General features: G+C 71.9%; 11 protein-coding genes and 2 pseudogenes. 7 read left to right on the forward strand and 6 right to left on the reverse strand.

From position 1 onward, the window contains the following. Nucleotides 1–32 precede the first annotated feature (32 nt). Genes ACFYY6_RS15215 through ACFYY6_RS15225 form a run of 3 tightly spaced genes read left to right on the forward strand, consistent with a single transcriptional unit; the run spans nt 33 to nt 2,967 of the window. Nucleotides 33–800: a (Fe-S)-binding protein gene (locus tag ACFYY6_RS15215; RefSeq protein ID WP_351519797.1), complete on the forward strand. Its 768-nt coding sequence runs from the start codon at nt 33–35 to the stop codon at nt 798–800. Continuing rightward, nucleotides 797–2,338: a LutB/LldF family L-lactate oxidation iron-sulfur protein gene (locus ACFYY6_RS15220; protein ID WP_389193436.1), complete on the forward strand. Its 1,542-nt coding sequence runs from the start codon at nt 797–799 to the stop codon at nt 2,336–2,338. Before ACFYY6_RS15215 ends, ACFYY6_RS15220 begins: the two co-directional genes overlap by 4 nt. Next, nucleotides 2,335–2,967, forward strand: coding sequence for an LUD domain-containing protein (locus tag ACFYY6_RS15225; protein WP_351519799.1), 633 nt, complete (start codon nt 2,335–2,337; stop codon nt 2,965–2,967). Before ACFYY6_RS15220 ends, ACFYY6_RS15225 begins: the two co-directional genes overlap by 4 nt. A 116-nt stretch (nt 2,968–3,083) precedes the next feature. Here ACFYY6_RS15225 and ACFYY6_RS15230 read toward each other — a convergent pair whose 3' ends face one another. Next, on the reverse strand, nt 3,084–4,985 hold the full coding sequence (locus ACFYY6_RS15230; protein ID WP_351519801.1) for a DUF2264 domain-containing protein: 1,902 nt from the start codon (nt 4,983–4,985) through the stop codon (nt 3,084–3,086). A gap of 267 nt (nt 4,986–5,252) precedes the next feature. Between ACFYY6_RS15230 and ACFYY6_RS15235 the strand changes: the two are divergent. After that, nucleotides 5,253–5,609 (forward strand): annotated as a pseudogene (locus tag ACFYY6_RS15235) (sulfite exporter TauE/SafE family protein); the annotation flags it as partial. A gap of 126 nt (nt 5,610–5,735) precedes the next feature. Here ACFYY6_RS15235 and ACFYY6_RS15240 read toward each other — a convergent pair. Together ACFYY6_RS15240 and ACFYY6_RS15245 are read right to left on the reverse strand one after the other, a co-directional pair. Continuing rightward, complete coding sequence (locus ACFYY6_RS15240; protein WP_351519803.1) at nt 5,736–7,265, reverse strand: amino acid permease; 1,530 nt, start codon at nt 7,263–7,265, stop codon at nt 5,736–5,738. A 122-nt stretch (nt 7,266–7,387) separates the two neighbouring features. Further along, nucleotides 7,388–8,395, reverse strand: coding sequence for a hypothetical protein (locus ACFYY6_RS15245; RefSeq protein ID WP_351519804.1), 1,008 nt, complete (start codon nt 8,393–8,395; stop codon nt 7,388–7,390). Nucleotides 8,396–8,871: 476 nt separating this feature from the next. Here ACFYY6_RS15245 and ACFYY6_RS15250 point away from each other — a divergent pair. Further along, nucleotides 8,872–9,657 (forward strand): annotated as a pseudogene (locus ACFYY6_RS15250) (FGGY family carbohydrate kinase); the annotation flags it as partial. Between the two features lie 37 nt (nt 9,658–9,694). Here ACFYY6_RS15250 and ACFYY6_RS15255 read toward each other — a convergent pair. After that, complete coding sequence (locus ACFYY6_RS15255; protein ID WP_351632684.1) at nt 9,695–10,345, reverse strand: hypothetical protein; 651 nt, start codon at nt 10,343–10,345, stop codon at nt 9,695–9,697. Nucleotides 10,346–10,425: 80 nt separating this feature from the next. Here ACFYY6_RS15255 and ACFYY6_RS15260 point away from each other — a divergent pair, with 80 nt between their 5' ends. Further along, on the forward strand, nt 10,426–11,220 hold the full coding sequence (locus ACFYY6_RS15260; RefSeq protein WP_351519808.1) for a cobalt-precorrin-6A reductase: 795 nt from the start codon (nt 10,426–10,428) through the stop codon (nt 11,218–11,220). On the opposite strand, the gene cobF is transcribed toward ACFYY6_RS15260, so the two are convergent. Together cobF and ACFYY6_RS15270 are read right to left on the reverse strand one after the other, a co-directional pair. Next, nucleotides 11,189–11,944, reverse strand: a complete 756-nt coding sequence (cobF, locus tag ACFYY6_RS15265; protein ID WP_351519809.1) for a precorrin-6A synthase (deacetylating) — start codon at nt 11,942–11,944, stop codon at nt 11,189–11,191. The genes ACFYY6_RS15260 and cobF overlap by 32 nt on opposite strands. Before the next feature lie 283 nt (nt 11,945–12,227). Next, nucleotides 12,228–12,764, reverse strand: coding sequence for a DUF309 domain-containing protein (locus ACFYY6_RS15270; RefSeq protein ID WP_351519810.1), 537 nt, complete (start codon nt 12,762–12,764; stop codon nt 12,228–12,230). Between the two features lie 108 nt (nt 12,765–12,872). Here ACFYY6_RS15270 and ACFYY6_RS15275 point away from each other — a divergent pair, with 108 nt between their 5' ends. Continuing rightward, a complete protein-coding gene (locus ACFYY6_RS15275; RefSeq protein WP_351519812.1) occupies nt 12,873–15,506 on the forward strand; it encodes an AAA family ATPase in 2,634 nt (877 codons plus the stop codon). Nucleotides 15,507–15,540 lie beyond the last annotated feature (34 nt).

Raw genomic sequence — 15,540 nt, forward strand, 5'->3', positions numbered from 1 at the left:
TAAAAGAATCGGAGAAACGATCGGAGAGGCCCATGCGCATCGGACTCTTCGCCACCTGTCTGGGAGACACGCTCTTCCCGGAGGCGGTGAAATCGACCGCGGTCCTGCTCGCCCGTCTCGGCCATGACGTGGTGTTCCCTCCGGGGCAGACCTGCTGCGGACAGATGCACGTCAACACTGGCTACCAGCGCGAACCCGTGCCGCTGGTGCGGAACTTCGCCGAGCAGTTCGGCGACGCGTCGATCGACGCCGTCGTCATGCCGTCCGGTTCGTGCGTCGGGACGGTCCGCCACCAGCACGACCTGGTCGCCCGGCGGTACGGCGACGCGGCGCTGCGCTCCGGGGTCGCCACCGTCAAGGACAAGACGTACGAGCTGTCCGAACTCCTCGTCGACGTCCTGGGCGTCACCGATGTCGGGGCCTACTTCCCGCACCGCGTGACCTACCACCCCACCTGTCACTCCCTGCGCATGCTCCGGGTCGGCGAGAAGCCGCTGAAGCTGCTCCGCGCCGTCGACTCCATCGACCTCGTCGAACTCCCCGAAGCGGACGCGTGCTGCGGGTTCGGGGGCACGTTCGCCCTCAAGAACGCCGACACGTCGACGGCGATGCTCCAGGACAAGATGCGCAACATCGCCACCACCGGCGCCGACGTCTGCACCGCCGGTGACTCGTCCTGCCTGATGCACATCGGCGGCGGTCTCTCCCGCATCGGATCGGGCACCCGCACCCTGCACCTCGCGCAGATCCTCGCCGCCACCCGCACCGCGCCGTATGCCCCGACGGAGGCCCTCCGATGAGCAGCACCTTCCTCGGCATGCCCGCGACCCCGCCCCGCTCCCCGTACGGAACGGGCAATCTGCGCGGCGACCGGACGTTCCCGAAGGCGGCCCACGACGAACTGCGCGACGAGCAACTGCGCCGCAATCTCGGCAGGGCCACCCGCACCATCCGCGCCAAACGCCTCGACGTCACCGGTGAACTGCCCGACTGGGAGGCGCTGCGCGACGCCGGATCGGCCATCAAGACCGACACCATGAACCGGCTCCCCGAACTCCTGGAGGAACTGGAGCGCAAGGTCACCGAGCGCGGCGGCACGGTCCACTGGGCGCGCGACGGCGTCGAGGCCAACGAGATCGTCACCCGGCTCGTCAAGGCGACCGGCAGCACCGACGTCATCAAGGTCAAGTCGATGGCCACCCAGGAGATCGGCCTCAACGAGCACCTCGAATCCGCCGGCATCACCGCCTACGAGACGGACCTCGCCGAACTGATCGTCCAACTCGCCCACGACAAGCCGTCGCACATCCTGGTCCCCGCGATCCACCGCAACCGCGACGAGATCCGGCAGATCTTCCTCAAGGAGATCCCCGGTGTCGACCCGCGTCTCGACAGCGTGCCCGCGCATCTCGCCGCCGCCGCCCGCGCCTATCTGCGCGAGAAGTTCATGACGACCAAGGTGGCGGTCTCCGGCGCCAACTTCGGCATCGCGGAGACCGGAACGCTCTGCGTCGTGGAGTCGGAGGGGAACGGCCGCATGTGCCTGACCCTGCCCGACACCCTCATCACCGTCATGGGCATCGAGAAGGTGCTGCCGCGCTACCAGGACCTGGAGGTGTTCCTGCAACTGCTGCCGCGCTCCTCCACCGGGGAGCGGATGAACCCCTACACCTCGATGTGGACCGGGGTGACACCGGGCGACGGGCCGCAGGAGTTCCACCTGGTCCTGCTCGACAACGGCCGCACTGCGGCGCTCGCCGACCGGATCGGTCGCGAGGCCCTCAACTGCATCCGCTGCTCGGCCTGTCTCAACGTCTGTCCGGTGTACGAGCGGGCCGGCGGCCACGCGTACGGCTCGACGTACCCCGGACCGATCGGCGCGGTCCTCACCCCGCAGCTCGCCGGGATGGACGCGGCCAAGGGCGACCCCAACGGCTCGCTGCCGTACGCCTCCAGCCTCTGCGGTGCCTGCTTCGACGCCTGCCCGGTGAAGATCGACATTCCGTCGCTGCTGGTCGAACTGCGCCATCAGCACACCGAGCACACCGGGACGACGGCGGAGAAGCTGGCCATGAAGGCCGCCGCCACGGTGATGCGACGGCCCGGGCTGTACACGACCGCGCAGAAGGGCGCCGCCCTCGGCCGCGTCCTCGCCGGTCGGGACGGCAAGATCAGACATCTGCCGCCGCCGTTCGACCACTGGAGCGCCGGACGCGACACCGCCGCGCCGCCGAAGCAGACCTTCCGCGCCTGGCTGGCATCGGCCGAGGGAGCCGCGACGATGCGCGCGGCCGCGGCCGAGCACACGGACGACCCGCGGAAGGAGGAGGAGAAGTGACGAGCGCACGCGAGACCGTGCTGGGCCGGATCAGGGACGCCCTGACCCTCGCCCCGGTCCAGGGCACCCCCGTGGACCGCGCCTACCGCACCGGACGCACCCTTCCCGACGACGAACGCCTGGCCCTCTTCACCGACCGCCTCGTCGACTACAAGGCCGAGGTGCGCACCTGCACCGCCGACCGTACCGCCGCGACCGTCGCCGAGGTGCTGGGGGAACACGACGCACGGCGGATCGGGGTACCGGCCGGACTCGATCCGTCGTGGCTCGGCACGTACGACGGCGAGGTCCGGGTGGACTCGGCCGACCTTCCGGCACCGCGTCTCGACGCGCTGGACGGCGTCGTCACCGCCTCGGCCGCCGGCTGCGCCGAGACGGGCACGATCTTCCTGGACGGATCGCCGGACCAGGGCAGGCGGGCGCTCTCCCTCGTGCCCGATCTGCATGTGTGCGTCGTCGACCTGTCGGCGGTCGAGGTCGGTGTGCCCGAGGCGGTGGCCCGGCTGGTGCCCGACCGGCCGACGACGCTGATCAGCGGGCCGTCCGCCACGTCGGACATCGAACTGGAACGCGTGGAGGGGGTCCACGGACCGCGCACCCTGGTGGTGATGATCCGCACCGACGCGTAGGGCGGGCAGGGCCCCGGACACGCTGCCCAGCCCGCGGGACCCGTGGGCGGGGCAGCGCGGGGTGCGTGGCCCTCCCGGCCGCGCACCCCGATCCCCGGGCCGTGGCCCGCCGGTGCTCAGCCGTGTGTGACGGTGAGCGGCTCGAAGCGGACACGGGTGGTCGTCGCGTCGTCCGCCCAGGACACCGCCACCGTGTCCCCGTCCACGTCGACATCGCTCACCACGGCGTCGAGCGGCGCCGCACCCGGATCCGCGGTCAGCGAGGCGAGTGCCACCAGCAGCACCGTTCCCTGCGCCGGACCGGACAGCCGGGGCACCTGCGCCCACGGCGTGTACGCGGTGCCCTCCGGGGCCCGCACCACGTCCCGCCTCTCCCAGCCGTGCAGACCGTGCAGCGCCGACACCACCGTGTCGTCACGGCCGGTCGCCCATCCCGTCTGCTCCACCCGGGCCCCGTCCGGCGCGCCGAGCACCCGGTGCACCCGCAACTCGTACCGGCCGCGCACCACCGTGACACTCTCCACCCGCATCCCCGGCGCCATCGGCTGCCCGGAGGCGAACACGGGGCGGTGCCAGGAGGCGGCCCACCCCCAGCCGTCCCCGTCGCCCGCACCCAGCGGACGGATGGCGCGGCGGCCGCTGCGCGCCCCGGCGACGACCACCGCCAGATGGTTGTCCGCCACGTTCCCGCCCGAGGTGGGACCGGTCACCGTGGAGTACGACTGACGGCTGTACAGCGGATCGGCCGGGGCACCGGCCTCGCCCTCGTGCGGCAGCACGTGGTCGCTGCCGTGGTTGTGCAGCCGTACGATCCCGTCCGCACCCGTGGACTGCACGAGCAGCCCCGGAGCGGGCAGCGCGAGCACCCGGTCGGGTCCCTCGCTCGGCGCGGGCTCCTCGGTCGCCGTCCACAGCGGATGATCCTCCGGGGCCAGCAGCGACACGAACGCCTTGGACGCCCAGTACGGCGACGCGGGGGCCGAGTAGTTCTGCAGACCGGCCGGGTGCGGGCCGTGCCAGCCCAGGTTCAGCAGCCCGTCCGCGCCTACCGCGCCGCGGTCCAGGAAGTAGCGCAGCGCACCGTCGATCACCCGTCGGGAGACGCCGGGCGCGAGCGGGGTGTGCCCGGTGACGGCACCGAGCGCGACCGACGAGGCGGCGGCGAAACGGTAGGTCAGTGACCGGCCGAAGTGGATCGGCGCGCCGTCGCCGCCGAACAGCAGCGAGAAACCCTCCAGATGTTCGCTCAGCCGCGCGCCGTAGTGCGCGGACAGCCCGGCGTCGCCCGACAGATGGGCGTCGAGCACGGGGTAGAGGTGCAGCGCCCAGCCGTTGTAGTGGTCGAAGGCGCGTCCGTCGCCGTCCGAGTACCAGCCGTCGCCGCGGTACCAGCCCTCCAGCAGGTCGTGGGCGCGCTCCTTCGCGCGGGCCGTCTCCGCGTCGCCGCGGCCCACGGACTCCAGGAAACCGGCCACCGCGTAGGGAAACAGGTACCAGTTGTTGGGCGCGGGGCGGTGTCGCAGGGCATCGCGCAGCCACGTCTCGGTCCGGTCCCGCACCGCGGGCTCCAGCCGGTCCCAGAGCCACGGACGGGTGAGCCGCAGTCCGATGGCGACGGAGGCGGACTCCACCATGGGCTGGCCGAGGGCCGGGTGGTCGCGGATCAGCGGCCATGATTCGGCGTCGTCCCGGCCCGGGGTGAGCGTGCCGGCCGCGAGCCCGTCGGCGTAGCGGCCGAGCCAGCCGCGGGGGTCCTCGCCGCCCGCGCCCGCCACCCGGAAGGCGGCGGCCAGGAAGGTGCGCGCGTATCCCTCCAGACCGTCGGAGCGCACCCCGGACACGGAGGGCCTGCCGGGCAGGTCCAGCCGGGCGCCGCCGGGAGTGGCCCACTTCCAGGCGGCCGCCAGCAGCCCGTCGGCCACGGCCTCCCAGTGCGCTCGGGTGTAGCCGGTGCGCGGGCTCAGCACCGGGTCGTCGGAGGGGAGTTCGAAGGGAGGGCGCGGGTGGGGTGCGGTCATGCGAGGAAAGCCGGCCTTTCACGTCGTACGCGGTGGGCGAATCCGTCGCCTGCGGCTCGTCTCCCGGGCCGGACGTCCGCGCCGCCGACGCGGCTCCTGTTTCGGGTCACGGGGGAATTCTGATCGATTGATCGTTATTGGGTCAAGAGATCGATCGGAGGGGAGCGAAAGTGATCGAACGATCATTTCGTGAGGTGTCGAGGGTGGGCCCAAGGCGTCGAGGACGCGTTCGAGGTGCCAGGGTTGCATCTATGATCGTCGTTTGACATGGACACCCTCGCGCTCTGGCAATGGGCGGCGCTCGCCGCGGCATCCGCTCTCGTCGGCTTCTCCAAGTCGGCCGTCAGCGGCGCCAACACGATCAGTCTCGCCGTCTTCGCGGCCGTACTCCCGGCGCGCGAGTCCACCGGGGTGCTGCTCCCGATCCCCGTCGTGGGCGACGTGCTCGCCGTGCTCCTCTACCGGCGACACGCCCACTGGCCCACTCTGCTGCGGCTCTTCCCCGCCGTCGCGGTCGGCGTGGTGGCGGGATGCGCGTTCCTGATCTGGGCCGACGACGCGGCGATCCGTGTGTCGATCGGCGCGATCCTGCTGTTCATGGCGGGCGTCACCGTGTGGCGGCGGTGCACGACCACGGGCGCGCGGGCGGTGCGGTGGCCGTCCGCGCGCAACGCCCCGGCCCTCCCGATCACCGCTCGTGGCGGCGGGGGAGGGCCGGGGCGTTTCGGGCCGACGCGCGGGCGAGCCCGGTCAGATGACGTCCTCCTCGATCTGCGCCTGCTCGCGCGCGGTCCCGTACGCCGAGGGCGTGCCGTACGAGCGGCGTGCGACGAACCACCACACGGTGGCCAGGACCAGCACCGCGATCAGCGCGATCGACGCGTAGTTCATCGAGTCGATCGTCACCGGCGACGACTGCGGGAGCAGGAACAGCACGGTGACGAAGGCCACCCACACCACGGCGATCCAGCCGATGGGCTTGCTCCAGCGGCCCAGGTGCCACGGACCGCGCTCGAAGCGGTCGCCCGAGCGCAGCTTCAGGAAGATCGGGATGGCGTAGGCGGGGGTGATGCCGATGACGTTGATCGCGGTCACCGCTCCGTAGGCGGTGGCCGAGTACAGCGACGGCAGGGCCAGCACCGCGGCGACGGCCACCGACAGCCACACCGCGTTGACCGGCGTCTGGGTGCGCGAACTCACCTTGCGCCACAGGGCCGAGCCCGGCAGGGCGTTGTCACGGCTGAACGCGAACACCATCCGGCTGGCGGCGGCGACCTCGGCGTTGCCGCAGAACAGCTGCGCCGCGATCACGATGAGCAGCAGGGCCGTGGCCCCGGAGGTGCCCAGCGCGTCGATCATGATCTGGGCCGGCGGCACATTGGTCGCGGTCTCCTGGGTGCCCTTGTAGTCCTGGATGGCGAAGGTCAGCCCGGCCAGCAGGACGAACCCGGCGATCCACGACGCCCAGATGGCGCGAACGATGCCCTTGGCGGCCGTCACCGAGGCGTTCGACGTCTCCTCCGACAGATGCGCGGAGGCGTCGTAGCCGCAGAAGGTGTATTGGGCGAGGAGCAGACCGATCGCCGCCACGTACAACGGGTTGTCCCACCCGGTGTCGTTGACGAACTCGGTGAAGACGAACGACGGGGACTGGTGGTGCGAGGGGACGACCGCCAGCACGACCACGATCACCGCGACACCGGCGAGATGCCACCACACACTGATGGAGTTGAGCACGCTGACGAGACGGACACCGAAGAGATTCAGCACCGCGTGCAGCAGCAGGATGCAGACAAAGATGATCATCGTCTTGCCCGGGGTGGGGGTGAAGCCCCACTGCAGGTTCATGAACGCGCCGGTGAACAACGCGGCACCGTAGTCGATGCCGGCGATCGCGCCGAGCAGGCCGAGCAGGTTCAGCCAGCCCGTGTACCAGCCCCACTTGCGGCCGCCGAGCCGGTCGGCCATGTAATAGAGCGCCCCCGACGTCGGGTAGGAGCTGGTGACCTCGGCGAGCGCCATGCCGACACAGAGCACGAAGAGCCCCACACCCGCCCAGCCCCAGAGCATCACCGCCGGACCGCCGGTCGACATGCCGAAGCCGTACAGCGTCATGCAGCCGGACAGGATCGAGATGACGGAGAAGCTGATGGCGAAGTTGCCGAACCCGCCCATGCGACGGGCGAGAACCGGCTGATAGCCGAGTTCGCGCAGTCGCTGCTCCTCGTCGTGCGGTGGGGCGGCCTCCGCGCCCGAATGGGTGGGGGTGGATATGGACATGGGAAGACCTCCGTGAGCGGTGGACAGGGGACGGACGGACAGGGGAACGGCCGGACCGCGGACGCGTGCGCGAGGTCCGGTCCGGAACGGGGGAGTGCGGTGCGACGGCGCGGCGTACCGGCTCAGCCGGGCGGGCCGTGCCCGGGTTCGCGGGGCGCGGCCAGGCAGCGGCTCCGGGCGCGCAGAAAGACCTCCTCGGCGCCCCCCGGGGCCTTGGGATCACGCGTCCGGTACATCCAGGGGACCGAGGTGAAGTACGGCCCGAGCTCCTCGAACACCGGCGCCGCCTCGGCGAATTTGAGTGCCCCCCACAGCGCGTGGGCCAGATGGTTCAGATCCGGCAGGGAATGGGACAGCGGGAGAGTGCGGTGGAACCACAGCCGCGAGGCCCGCATCGCGTCCCGTTCGGCGTCCTCGGTGACCCAGTGCAGGTCCAGGGCCTTCTCGTGACCGCGCTCCCGCCGGTACCGCTCGACCCGTACGTACAACGGAAGCACATGCAGCGCGGAGCCCTCCGGGGCCGAAGAGGCCGCCCACTGGACGAAGTTGAACGCCTCCGAGAGCGCCCCGCCCGCCTTGCGCGCGTACACGAACTGGAGCATCCGGTGGTACGCCTCGCGGTTGTACGGGTCACGCTTGTCGGCCTCCGCCAGCAGCCCCCACGGTCCGGGGAAGAGCATCGGTCCCGGCGGGTGCATCCGGTGCTCCTCCAGCTGCTGGCGCTCGTCCAGCTGGGACAGGGCGAGCAGACACACCCACGGCACCGGATCGGCGGGCGAGGCGTGCGCGGCCGTCCGGCAGGCACCCCACGCTTCCTGCCACAGCTCCCGGGCCCGGTGATGGCCGTCGCGGTGGGCGCGGACGGCCCGTTCCACGACGACCCGCGCGCGCATCACGGCGGCGGCCACGCTCTGCGGCTCCTCGGCCAGCCACGCCTGCACCGCGTCCGAACCGGCGGCTACCGCGCCCAGCACCTGCGTGCGCTGCGTCCACAAGGACCAGTCCGGAGTGCTCTCCAGCAGATTCCGCATGGACAACCAGCGTCCGGTGCGCAAATCCTGTAACGCGGACCGTAATTCGTTGTCATGGCCGGCCGGGTGATAGACCGGCCGGAACTCACTGTTGGCCATCGACGTTCCCTGCTCCCGTGCGACGGGACGGAGAGCGGGGCACGGAGTGTCTCCTCAGCACGTCACACAACCCCGTGGCGGAGTGGAACCCGTGGTACGGCGGAGTGCCCGGGAAGCGGGGTCCCGGCGCTCAGGGTGGTGTTTCGGTCTCATGAATCCTCGGCGACGTGGGGGGTGTACTGCTGTTGAATACCGAACTGCTTTAAAGTGTCAGGGTGTTGCTCGGCGGTGAGTGTAAGGCCAGTCGCCCCGAACTCCCGACCGATTCGCGGATCTTACGGCCTGGAGGCGGTAACTCAAGCCCGCTGATCCTTACGCGGGTTGATTTGCCGACAGCGATTCCGCGCCCCTGTCCGGACGACCCTTGACGTGGGCGGTGGTCTGCATCACGCTGGGCGTCGCAGACCAATGATCACGATTCCGTTCAAGCGGCAGATCCGTTCAAGCCGCAGAGCTTTTGCCCCGATGGAGTGTCGATGACAGGCCCGGTACTCGCCGTGGACGAGGACACATCGGGCACCAAGGCGCTCGTGGTCTGCCCCGAACGCGGCGTGATCGGTTCCGCGTCGGCTCCGGTCCGGCCGCGGCACGGCAGCGGGGGAGCCGTCGAGGTCGACCCGGCGGAGCTGCTCGAATCGGTCCCCCTCGCCGGGAATCGGGCGATGGCGCAGGCGGGCGAACCAGTGTCGGCCGTCGGCCTGGCCAACCAGGGTGAGGCAGTCCTCGCCTGGGATCCGGGCACCGGGCGGCCCCCTCACCGACGCCATCGTCCGGCAGGACCGCCGCTCCGCGTCGATTTGCTCCGAACTCGAAGCGTACGACGACGAGTTGAGGCACCTCACCGGCCTTCCGCTCGATCCGTACTTCGCAGCCCCCAAAATGGCCTGGATCCGTCGGGAACTCACCCGCGAGGGCGTGGTCACCACCAGCGACTCCTGGCTCGTCCACCGGCTGGCCGGTGCCTTCGTCACGGACACCGCAACCGCGGGCCGCACCCAACTGCTCGATCTGGAACGGGCCGAGTGGTCCCCGCGCGCCCTGGACCTCTTCGGACTCGGCGGCGAACGCCTCCCCGTCGTCGTCGACTCCGACACGGACGTCGGCACGACCAGCGCCTTCGGCACCGAGATCCCGCTGACCGGACTCCTCGTCGACCAGCAGGCCGCGCTGTCGCCCAGAACGCGCTGGACCCGGGCGACGCCCAATGCACCTACGGAACCGGCGCGTTCCTGCTCGCCCGGGCCGCCACCGGACTGGTCAGCCGCGATCGCGTGTTCCGCCAAAGGCTCTGACGGTACGTCAGGGAATCAGCAGCCAGTCCGAGCCGATCGCCGCGACCAGCCCCACCACGAGCAGCCACGTGCCGAGGCGAGTCCGGCCGTTCCTGCTGAGCTCGATGACGATTCCGCACAGGATCAGCGCGAGCCCGTACACCCCGACCACGAGTACGGAAGACCTGCTGGCGATCCGCAACGCGAGCACGACGGCCATCGCGGCCATGCCGACCGAGGACAGAGCGATACGGAGCCGCCTCGCCTGACGTGGCGTCAGCCGCCGTTCCTCGGGCCCGGCTCCGAGCTGTGCGACGGGATCCGGACGGGCCTGGTCGGCGATGCCGGTGCCGCGCGTACCGGCGACGCCCGTGTCGGCCGCGTCGGCAACGGATTCGGCGGAGGTCCCGTCGGCGACGGCCGTCTCGGGGGTTGCGACGGGGGTGTCGGAAGCGTCCTCGGTGTCGGCCCCCGTGGCCGGCGCCCCGTCCGCCGACCGCGCCGGTTCCCCGTCCGCCGACCGCGCCGGCGCCCCGTCCGCCGACCGCGCCGGTTCCCCGTCCGGCCCGGCCTGGGCGCGGCGTACCCGCTTCGTCTCACCCTCCGGAGCGCCGTCGGAGGCCGCCCCGGGAGCGGCTATCCGGGCATCTGCGGCCTGGTCCTGGTCAGAAGTGCTCATGACGCCGGATCGTAATGGCTGTGGGCCCGCCCCGTTCACCGCTCGGGCGGACGGACGCGAACGTGACGTAGGTTCGACACATGCCCGGCCACATCCTCGTCCTCGGTGGTACGACCGAGGCCCGGCAGCTCGCCGCCGAGCTGACCGCGCCCGGCCGCCCCGCCACGATCCGCGTCACCACGTCACTGGCCGGACGGGTCGCCCGGCCCCGCATGCCCGCCGGTGAGGTGCGTGTCGGCGGCTTCGGCGGTGCGCGCGGTCTCGCCGACTGGCTGCGTACCCATGACGTGGACACCGTCGTCGACGCCACCCACCCCTTCGCGGACACCATCAGTGCCCACGCGGCGCGGGCGGCTCAGGCCACCGGCACCGCGCTGTTCGCGCTGCGCCGCCCCGGCTGGACGGCGGGCCCCGGCGACCGCTGGTACCAGGCCCGAGACCTCGCCCACGCCGCCGAGCGACTGCCCGGCCTGGGGGAACGGATATTCCTCACGACCGGCCGTCTGGGCCTGGCGGCCTTCGCCACGGCTCCCGGCGCCGACCGGCTCCACTTCCTCGTCCGGTCCGTCGAACCCCCGAACCCGCCGCTGCCCCGGCACACCGAGGTGATCCTCGACCGCGGCCCGTACACGGTCGAGGGCGAGACGGAACTGTTGCGCGCGCACGCCGTCGACGTCCTCGTCACCAAGGACAGCGGCGGCCCCGCCACCGCCGCGAAACTCACCGCGGCCCGGCACCTCGGCCTGCCCGTGGTCGTGGTCCGCCGCCCACCGGCACCCGACGGTGTGCCCGTCGTCCACGACGTGCCGTCGGCGCTCCGGATCCTGTACGCGGAAGGTGGGTTCAGCCGCGACGCAGGAGATACGTGTCCATGATCCAGCCCTTGCGGGCACGCGCCTCGGCCCGCAACTCCTCGATCCGCTCCGCCACCTCGGCGAGGCGTCCGGAGACCAGGATCTCGTCCTCGGTCCCCACGTACGCCCCCCAGTAGATGAACAGGTCCTGGTCGAGATGGCGGGTGAACGCCTGCCGCGCGTCCAGCATCACCACCACGTCGTCGACGCCCTCGGGCCAGCCCTCGGCCAGCCGCCGCCCGGTGGTGATCTGCACCGGACGCGCCACCCGGTTCAGCCCCGTGCGGTGCCTGGCCAGCAGCGCGGACACACTGCTGATACCGGGCACCACCTCGTGCTCGAAGGCCACGGAACCCCGGCCGGCGATCTCCTCCAGGATGCCGAGCGTGGAGTCGTAGAGCGCCGGATCGCCCCACACCAGGAACGCCCCGCACTCGTCCTCGCCCAGCTCCCGCGCGATGAAGTCCTCGTACAGATCCGCGCGACGCCGGCGCCAGTCGTCCACCGCGGGCGAGTAGTCCGACGTCACGCGATCGCGCTCCGGGTCCCGGGCCTCGACGAGCCGGTACGAGCGGTCCTTCGCGTGCGCGTCCAGGATGTCCCGCCGCAACCGGGTCAGATCGGACTTCTCCTCGCCCTTGTCGAGGATGAAGAACGCATCCGCCCTGTTCAGCGCCTTGACGGCCTGCAGGGTCAGATGGTCGGGGTCGCCCGCGCCGATACCGATGACATAGATCTTTCTCACCGCACCGAGTCTGCCCGATGCCCCGGCGCCGGGGGAGCCCGGGCCACCAGCCCCGGCCGCCGCCCTCTCGTGCGCGCGGGCCGCGCCCCGTGCACACGGGACGTGGATCTTTCGGGTCGCAGTACGTAGGGCATGTTTCGAGAGTCCCGTCCGGCCCGCGACGCCTGGCGCGGCACCTCGCCACGTCGTCGGATCGTCCACGTACGCCCAGTGCGAAGGTGACCCCCCGCCGTGCGATGCACCGCACCGGACGCCGCGGGCCCCGCCCTTCGGGCGGGCGACGCTACTTTCGAGACACGCCCCAGCGGCCTCCAGCGAGCAGGCGGGGTGCCTCACCGGCCGCGTCGACGGGCCGCGCCCCGCCGCCCGGTACGCGTTCGCCCTCCCCGGCCTCCACCCGGCGTGCCAGGTCCCCGGCCCAGCCGATCAACGCGTCGACCGCGATCCCGTGCGGCCGGGCGGTCCCGAACCCGGCGAGCGCCGCCGCTCCGCGCCGCAACAACCGGGCTCCGCCGGTGGCGTTGCCTCGTGCCGCGTGCGTCAGCCCCACGGCCAACTGCGCCAGCCCGCGCCACAGTTCCCGCTCCGAGGACGGCCCGGACTTCCACGCGTCCTCGAACACCTCGTGCGCGTGGAACGGCATTCCCGCGTCCAGCAGCCGCTGCGCCTCCCGCACCGTCTCCTCGGGAGTGCGGGTCACCCCCTCGGGCTGCCGCTCCACTCCCGGGGCCCCGTACGGCAGGGGGCGGCCCAGTCCGTCACGGGGACGCGCGTTGCGCGCCCGGCCCTCGGCGTCCCGGTCCCTGCTGGTGGCGTCCATCATTCGATTGTGCCCCGCACCTGCGATGAAGTGTACGAACCACTGTCCGTGGGCCCGGGTTCACGACTAGTGTCGACACTCGTCCGCACCACTTTGGGGAGGGTAGGGATGAAGCAGTCCCGGCCACTGTACGAGCGCGAACCGGAACTCGCCGCTGCCGCACAAGCCGTGGATGCCCTGTGCGGCTCCCAGGCCACCGGAGGACTGCTGGTCTTCAGCGGCGAGGCGGGTATCGGGAAGACGGCACTGCTCGACGAGATCCGTTCGATGGCCGCCGACCGCTGCACGGTCTGGTCCGCACGCGGTGGTGAAACGGTCACCTCCGTCCCCTTCCACGTCGTACGGCAGTTACTGCAACCGGCTTTCGACGAGTTCCGGCCCGCCGAGGTGCGGGACCTGTTCGGTCCCTGGTACGAGATCGCCGCGCCTGCCCTCGGGCTCGCCGAACCGAGCGGACCGCAGGCCGACCCGCAGGGTGTCCGGGACGGCCTCGACTTCGTCGTGGCCCGGCTCGCCGCCCGGCTGAGCCATCGCCCGCTGCTGCTCATGATCGACGACGCCCACTGGGCCGACGGCGAAACCCTCGCCTGGCTCGACTCCTTCACCGCGCGCCTCGCCGAACTGCCGGTCCTCGTCGTCCGTGCCCACCGGCCGGAGGAGATGGCGGCGCGGCACCAGGACGCCGGAACGGGCGGCGCCCGCCCGCGCCAGACCCGGGTGGCCCTGCGCGCCCTCACCCCGGATGCCACCGCCGAACTGGCCCGCGCCGCCCTCGGCGAGCACGCCGACGACCCGTTCTGCCGCGAGGTGTGGGCCGTCACCGGAGGCAATCCCTACGAGGCGGTCGAACTCGTCGCCAAGGTCCAGGACCGTGGACTGGCACCGCTGGAGGAGTCGGCCGGTCTGCTGCGCGAACTCGGCGCCTCCGCCCGGGGCAGCGGTCTCGTCGCCCGGCTCGAACGGCTCGGCACCAACGCCACCCGCTTCGCCTGGGCCGTGGCCGTCCTCGGCACGGACATCTCGCAGGACCTCGCCGCCACGCTGGCCGGGATGAGCCAGGCCGAGGCGGCCGACTGCACGGCGCTGCTGCGCGAGGCCCGTATCGTCACCGGGTTCGATCCGCTGGAGTTCGTCCATCCGCTGATCGCCTCCGCCATCTACCGCTCCATCCCGCCGGCCACCCGTACCGCCTTCCACGGGCGGGCCGCGTGGGCCATCACCCGTGCGGGGCTCGGCGCCGCCGCGGCCTCCCGGCACCTCCTCGAAGTGCACCCGGACGACGATCCGGAACTCGTCGAGCAGCTCCGCGAGGCGTCCCGGCAGCACCTCGCCGTCGGCGCCCCGGAAGCCGCCCGCCGCTGTCTGGAGCGTGCCCTGGAGGAGCCCCCGCATCCGGACATCAAGGCGACCCTGCTGTACGAGCTGGGCTGCGCCACCCTGCTCACATCCCCGGCCACCACGGTCCAGCACCTGCGGGCCGCTCTCGACATGCCGGGTCTGGACGAGACGCAGCGGATCGACGCCACCTACCGGCTGGCGGCCGCGCATTCCCACAACAACCAGCTCAAGGAGGCGGCGAGTGCGCTCGCGGCCGAGGCCGCGCGCACTGCGCCGGGTCCCGGCCTGATGCGACTGCAGGCCGCCCACTTCCTCTGGGAGGGCATGCAGGCCACGGAGGACGACGGGCCCGCCAGATCCGAACGGCTCGCCCGGAACGCCGACCATCTCACCGGCCGGGACAACGCCGAACGGGCCCTGCTGACGCTGCGGGCCTTCGACGCCATGATGCGCGGCGAGAACGCCCAGCTGATCGTCGACCTCTGCGAACGCGCCCTGGTCGACGGCCACCCCGCCCGGGGTCTCGGCTGGACCGACACCGAATGGGGCTTCGAGCTGCCCACGCTCGTCGGCATCACGTACGCCTTCACCGACCAGGTCGACCGGGCCGAGGCACTGTTCGGCGAGGCCGTCCGCGCCTTCGAGATCTCCGGGTGGAGCGGTGCGCACCTCGCGTTCGCGCATACGCTGCTGGGCCTGGTCCACCGCCGTCGTGGCCGACTCGCCGAGGCCGAGGGCTTCCTCCGCGAGGGACTGCGCCTCGCCGACCGCGTCGGCAGCGGACTTCCGGTCCACTGGGACGCGGCCTGCCTGCTCATCGACACCCTGATCGCCCGGGGCCGCGTCGCCGAGGCCCGGCAGATCGCGGACCGCTACGACTTCGGTCCGCCCTACCCCAGCGCGATGGTGCTGCCCGACGCACCCTGCCTGCGCGGCAGGCTGCTGCTGGCGGAAGGCCGTACCAAGGAGGCCGTCACCGAACTCGAAGCGGCCGGTCAGGCACTCGAGGCACGGGGCAGGTTCAACGGCGTGTGGGCACCCTGGGCCGGTGACCTGGCCCGTGCCCTGGCGGAGGATGACCCGCAGCGCGCCGCCCAACTCGCCACCGCCGCCCGCGTGCACGCCGAACGGTTCGGCACGGACACCGCGATCGGCGAGGCCCTGCGCTGCGTCGCCCTCTTCGCCCGTCCCGAGGACGCGGTCCATCTGCTGGCCGAGGCGGTCCGTCACCTGGAGGCGTCCCCGGCCGCGTACGAACACGCCCTGGCGCTCGTCGACTACGGCATCGCGATCCGCTCCCCGCGCGAACTCGCCAGGGCTCACAAACTGGCCACCGCGTGCGGCGCGGAGGTGCTCGCCGACCGCGCTCACCAGGCACGTGCGTCGATCCGGTCCTCGGAGTGAGGTAATGTTTGTCCTGCGCGGTCGTCCGGAACAC

Source organism: Streptomyces sp. NPDC001750 (assembly GCF_042892615.1).
Taxonomy (GTDB): Bacteria; Actinomycetota; Actinomycetes; order Streptomycetales; family Streptomycetaceae; genus Streptomyces.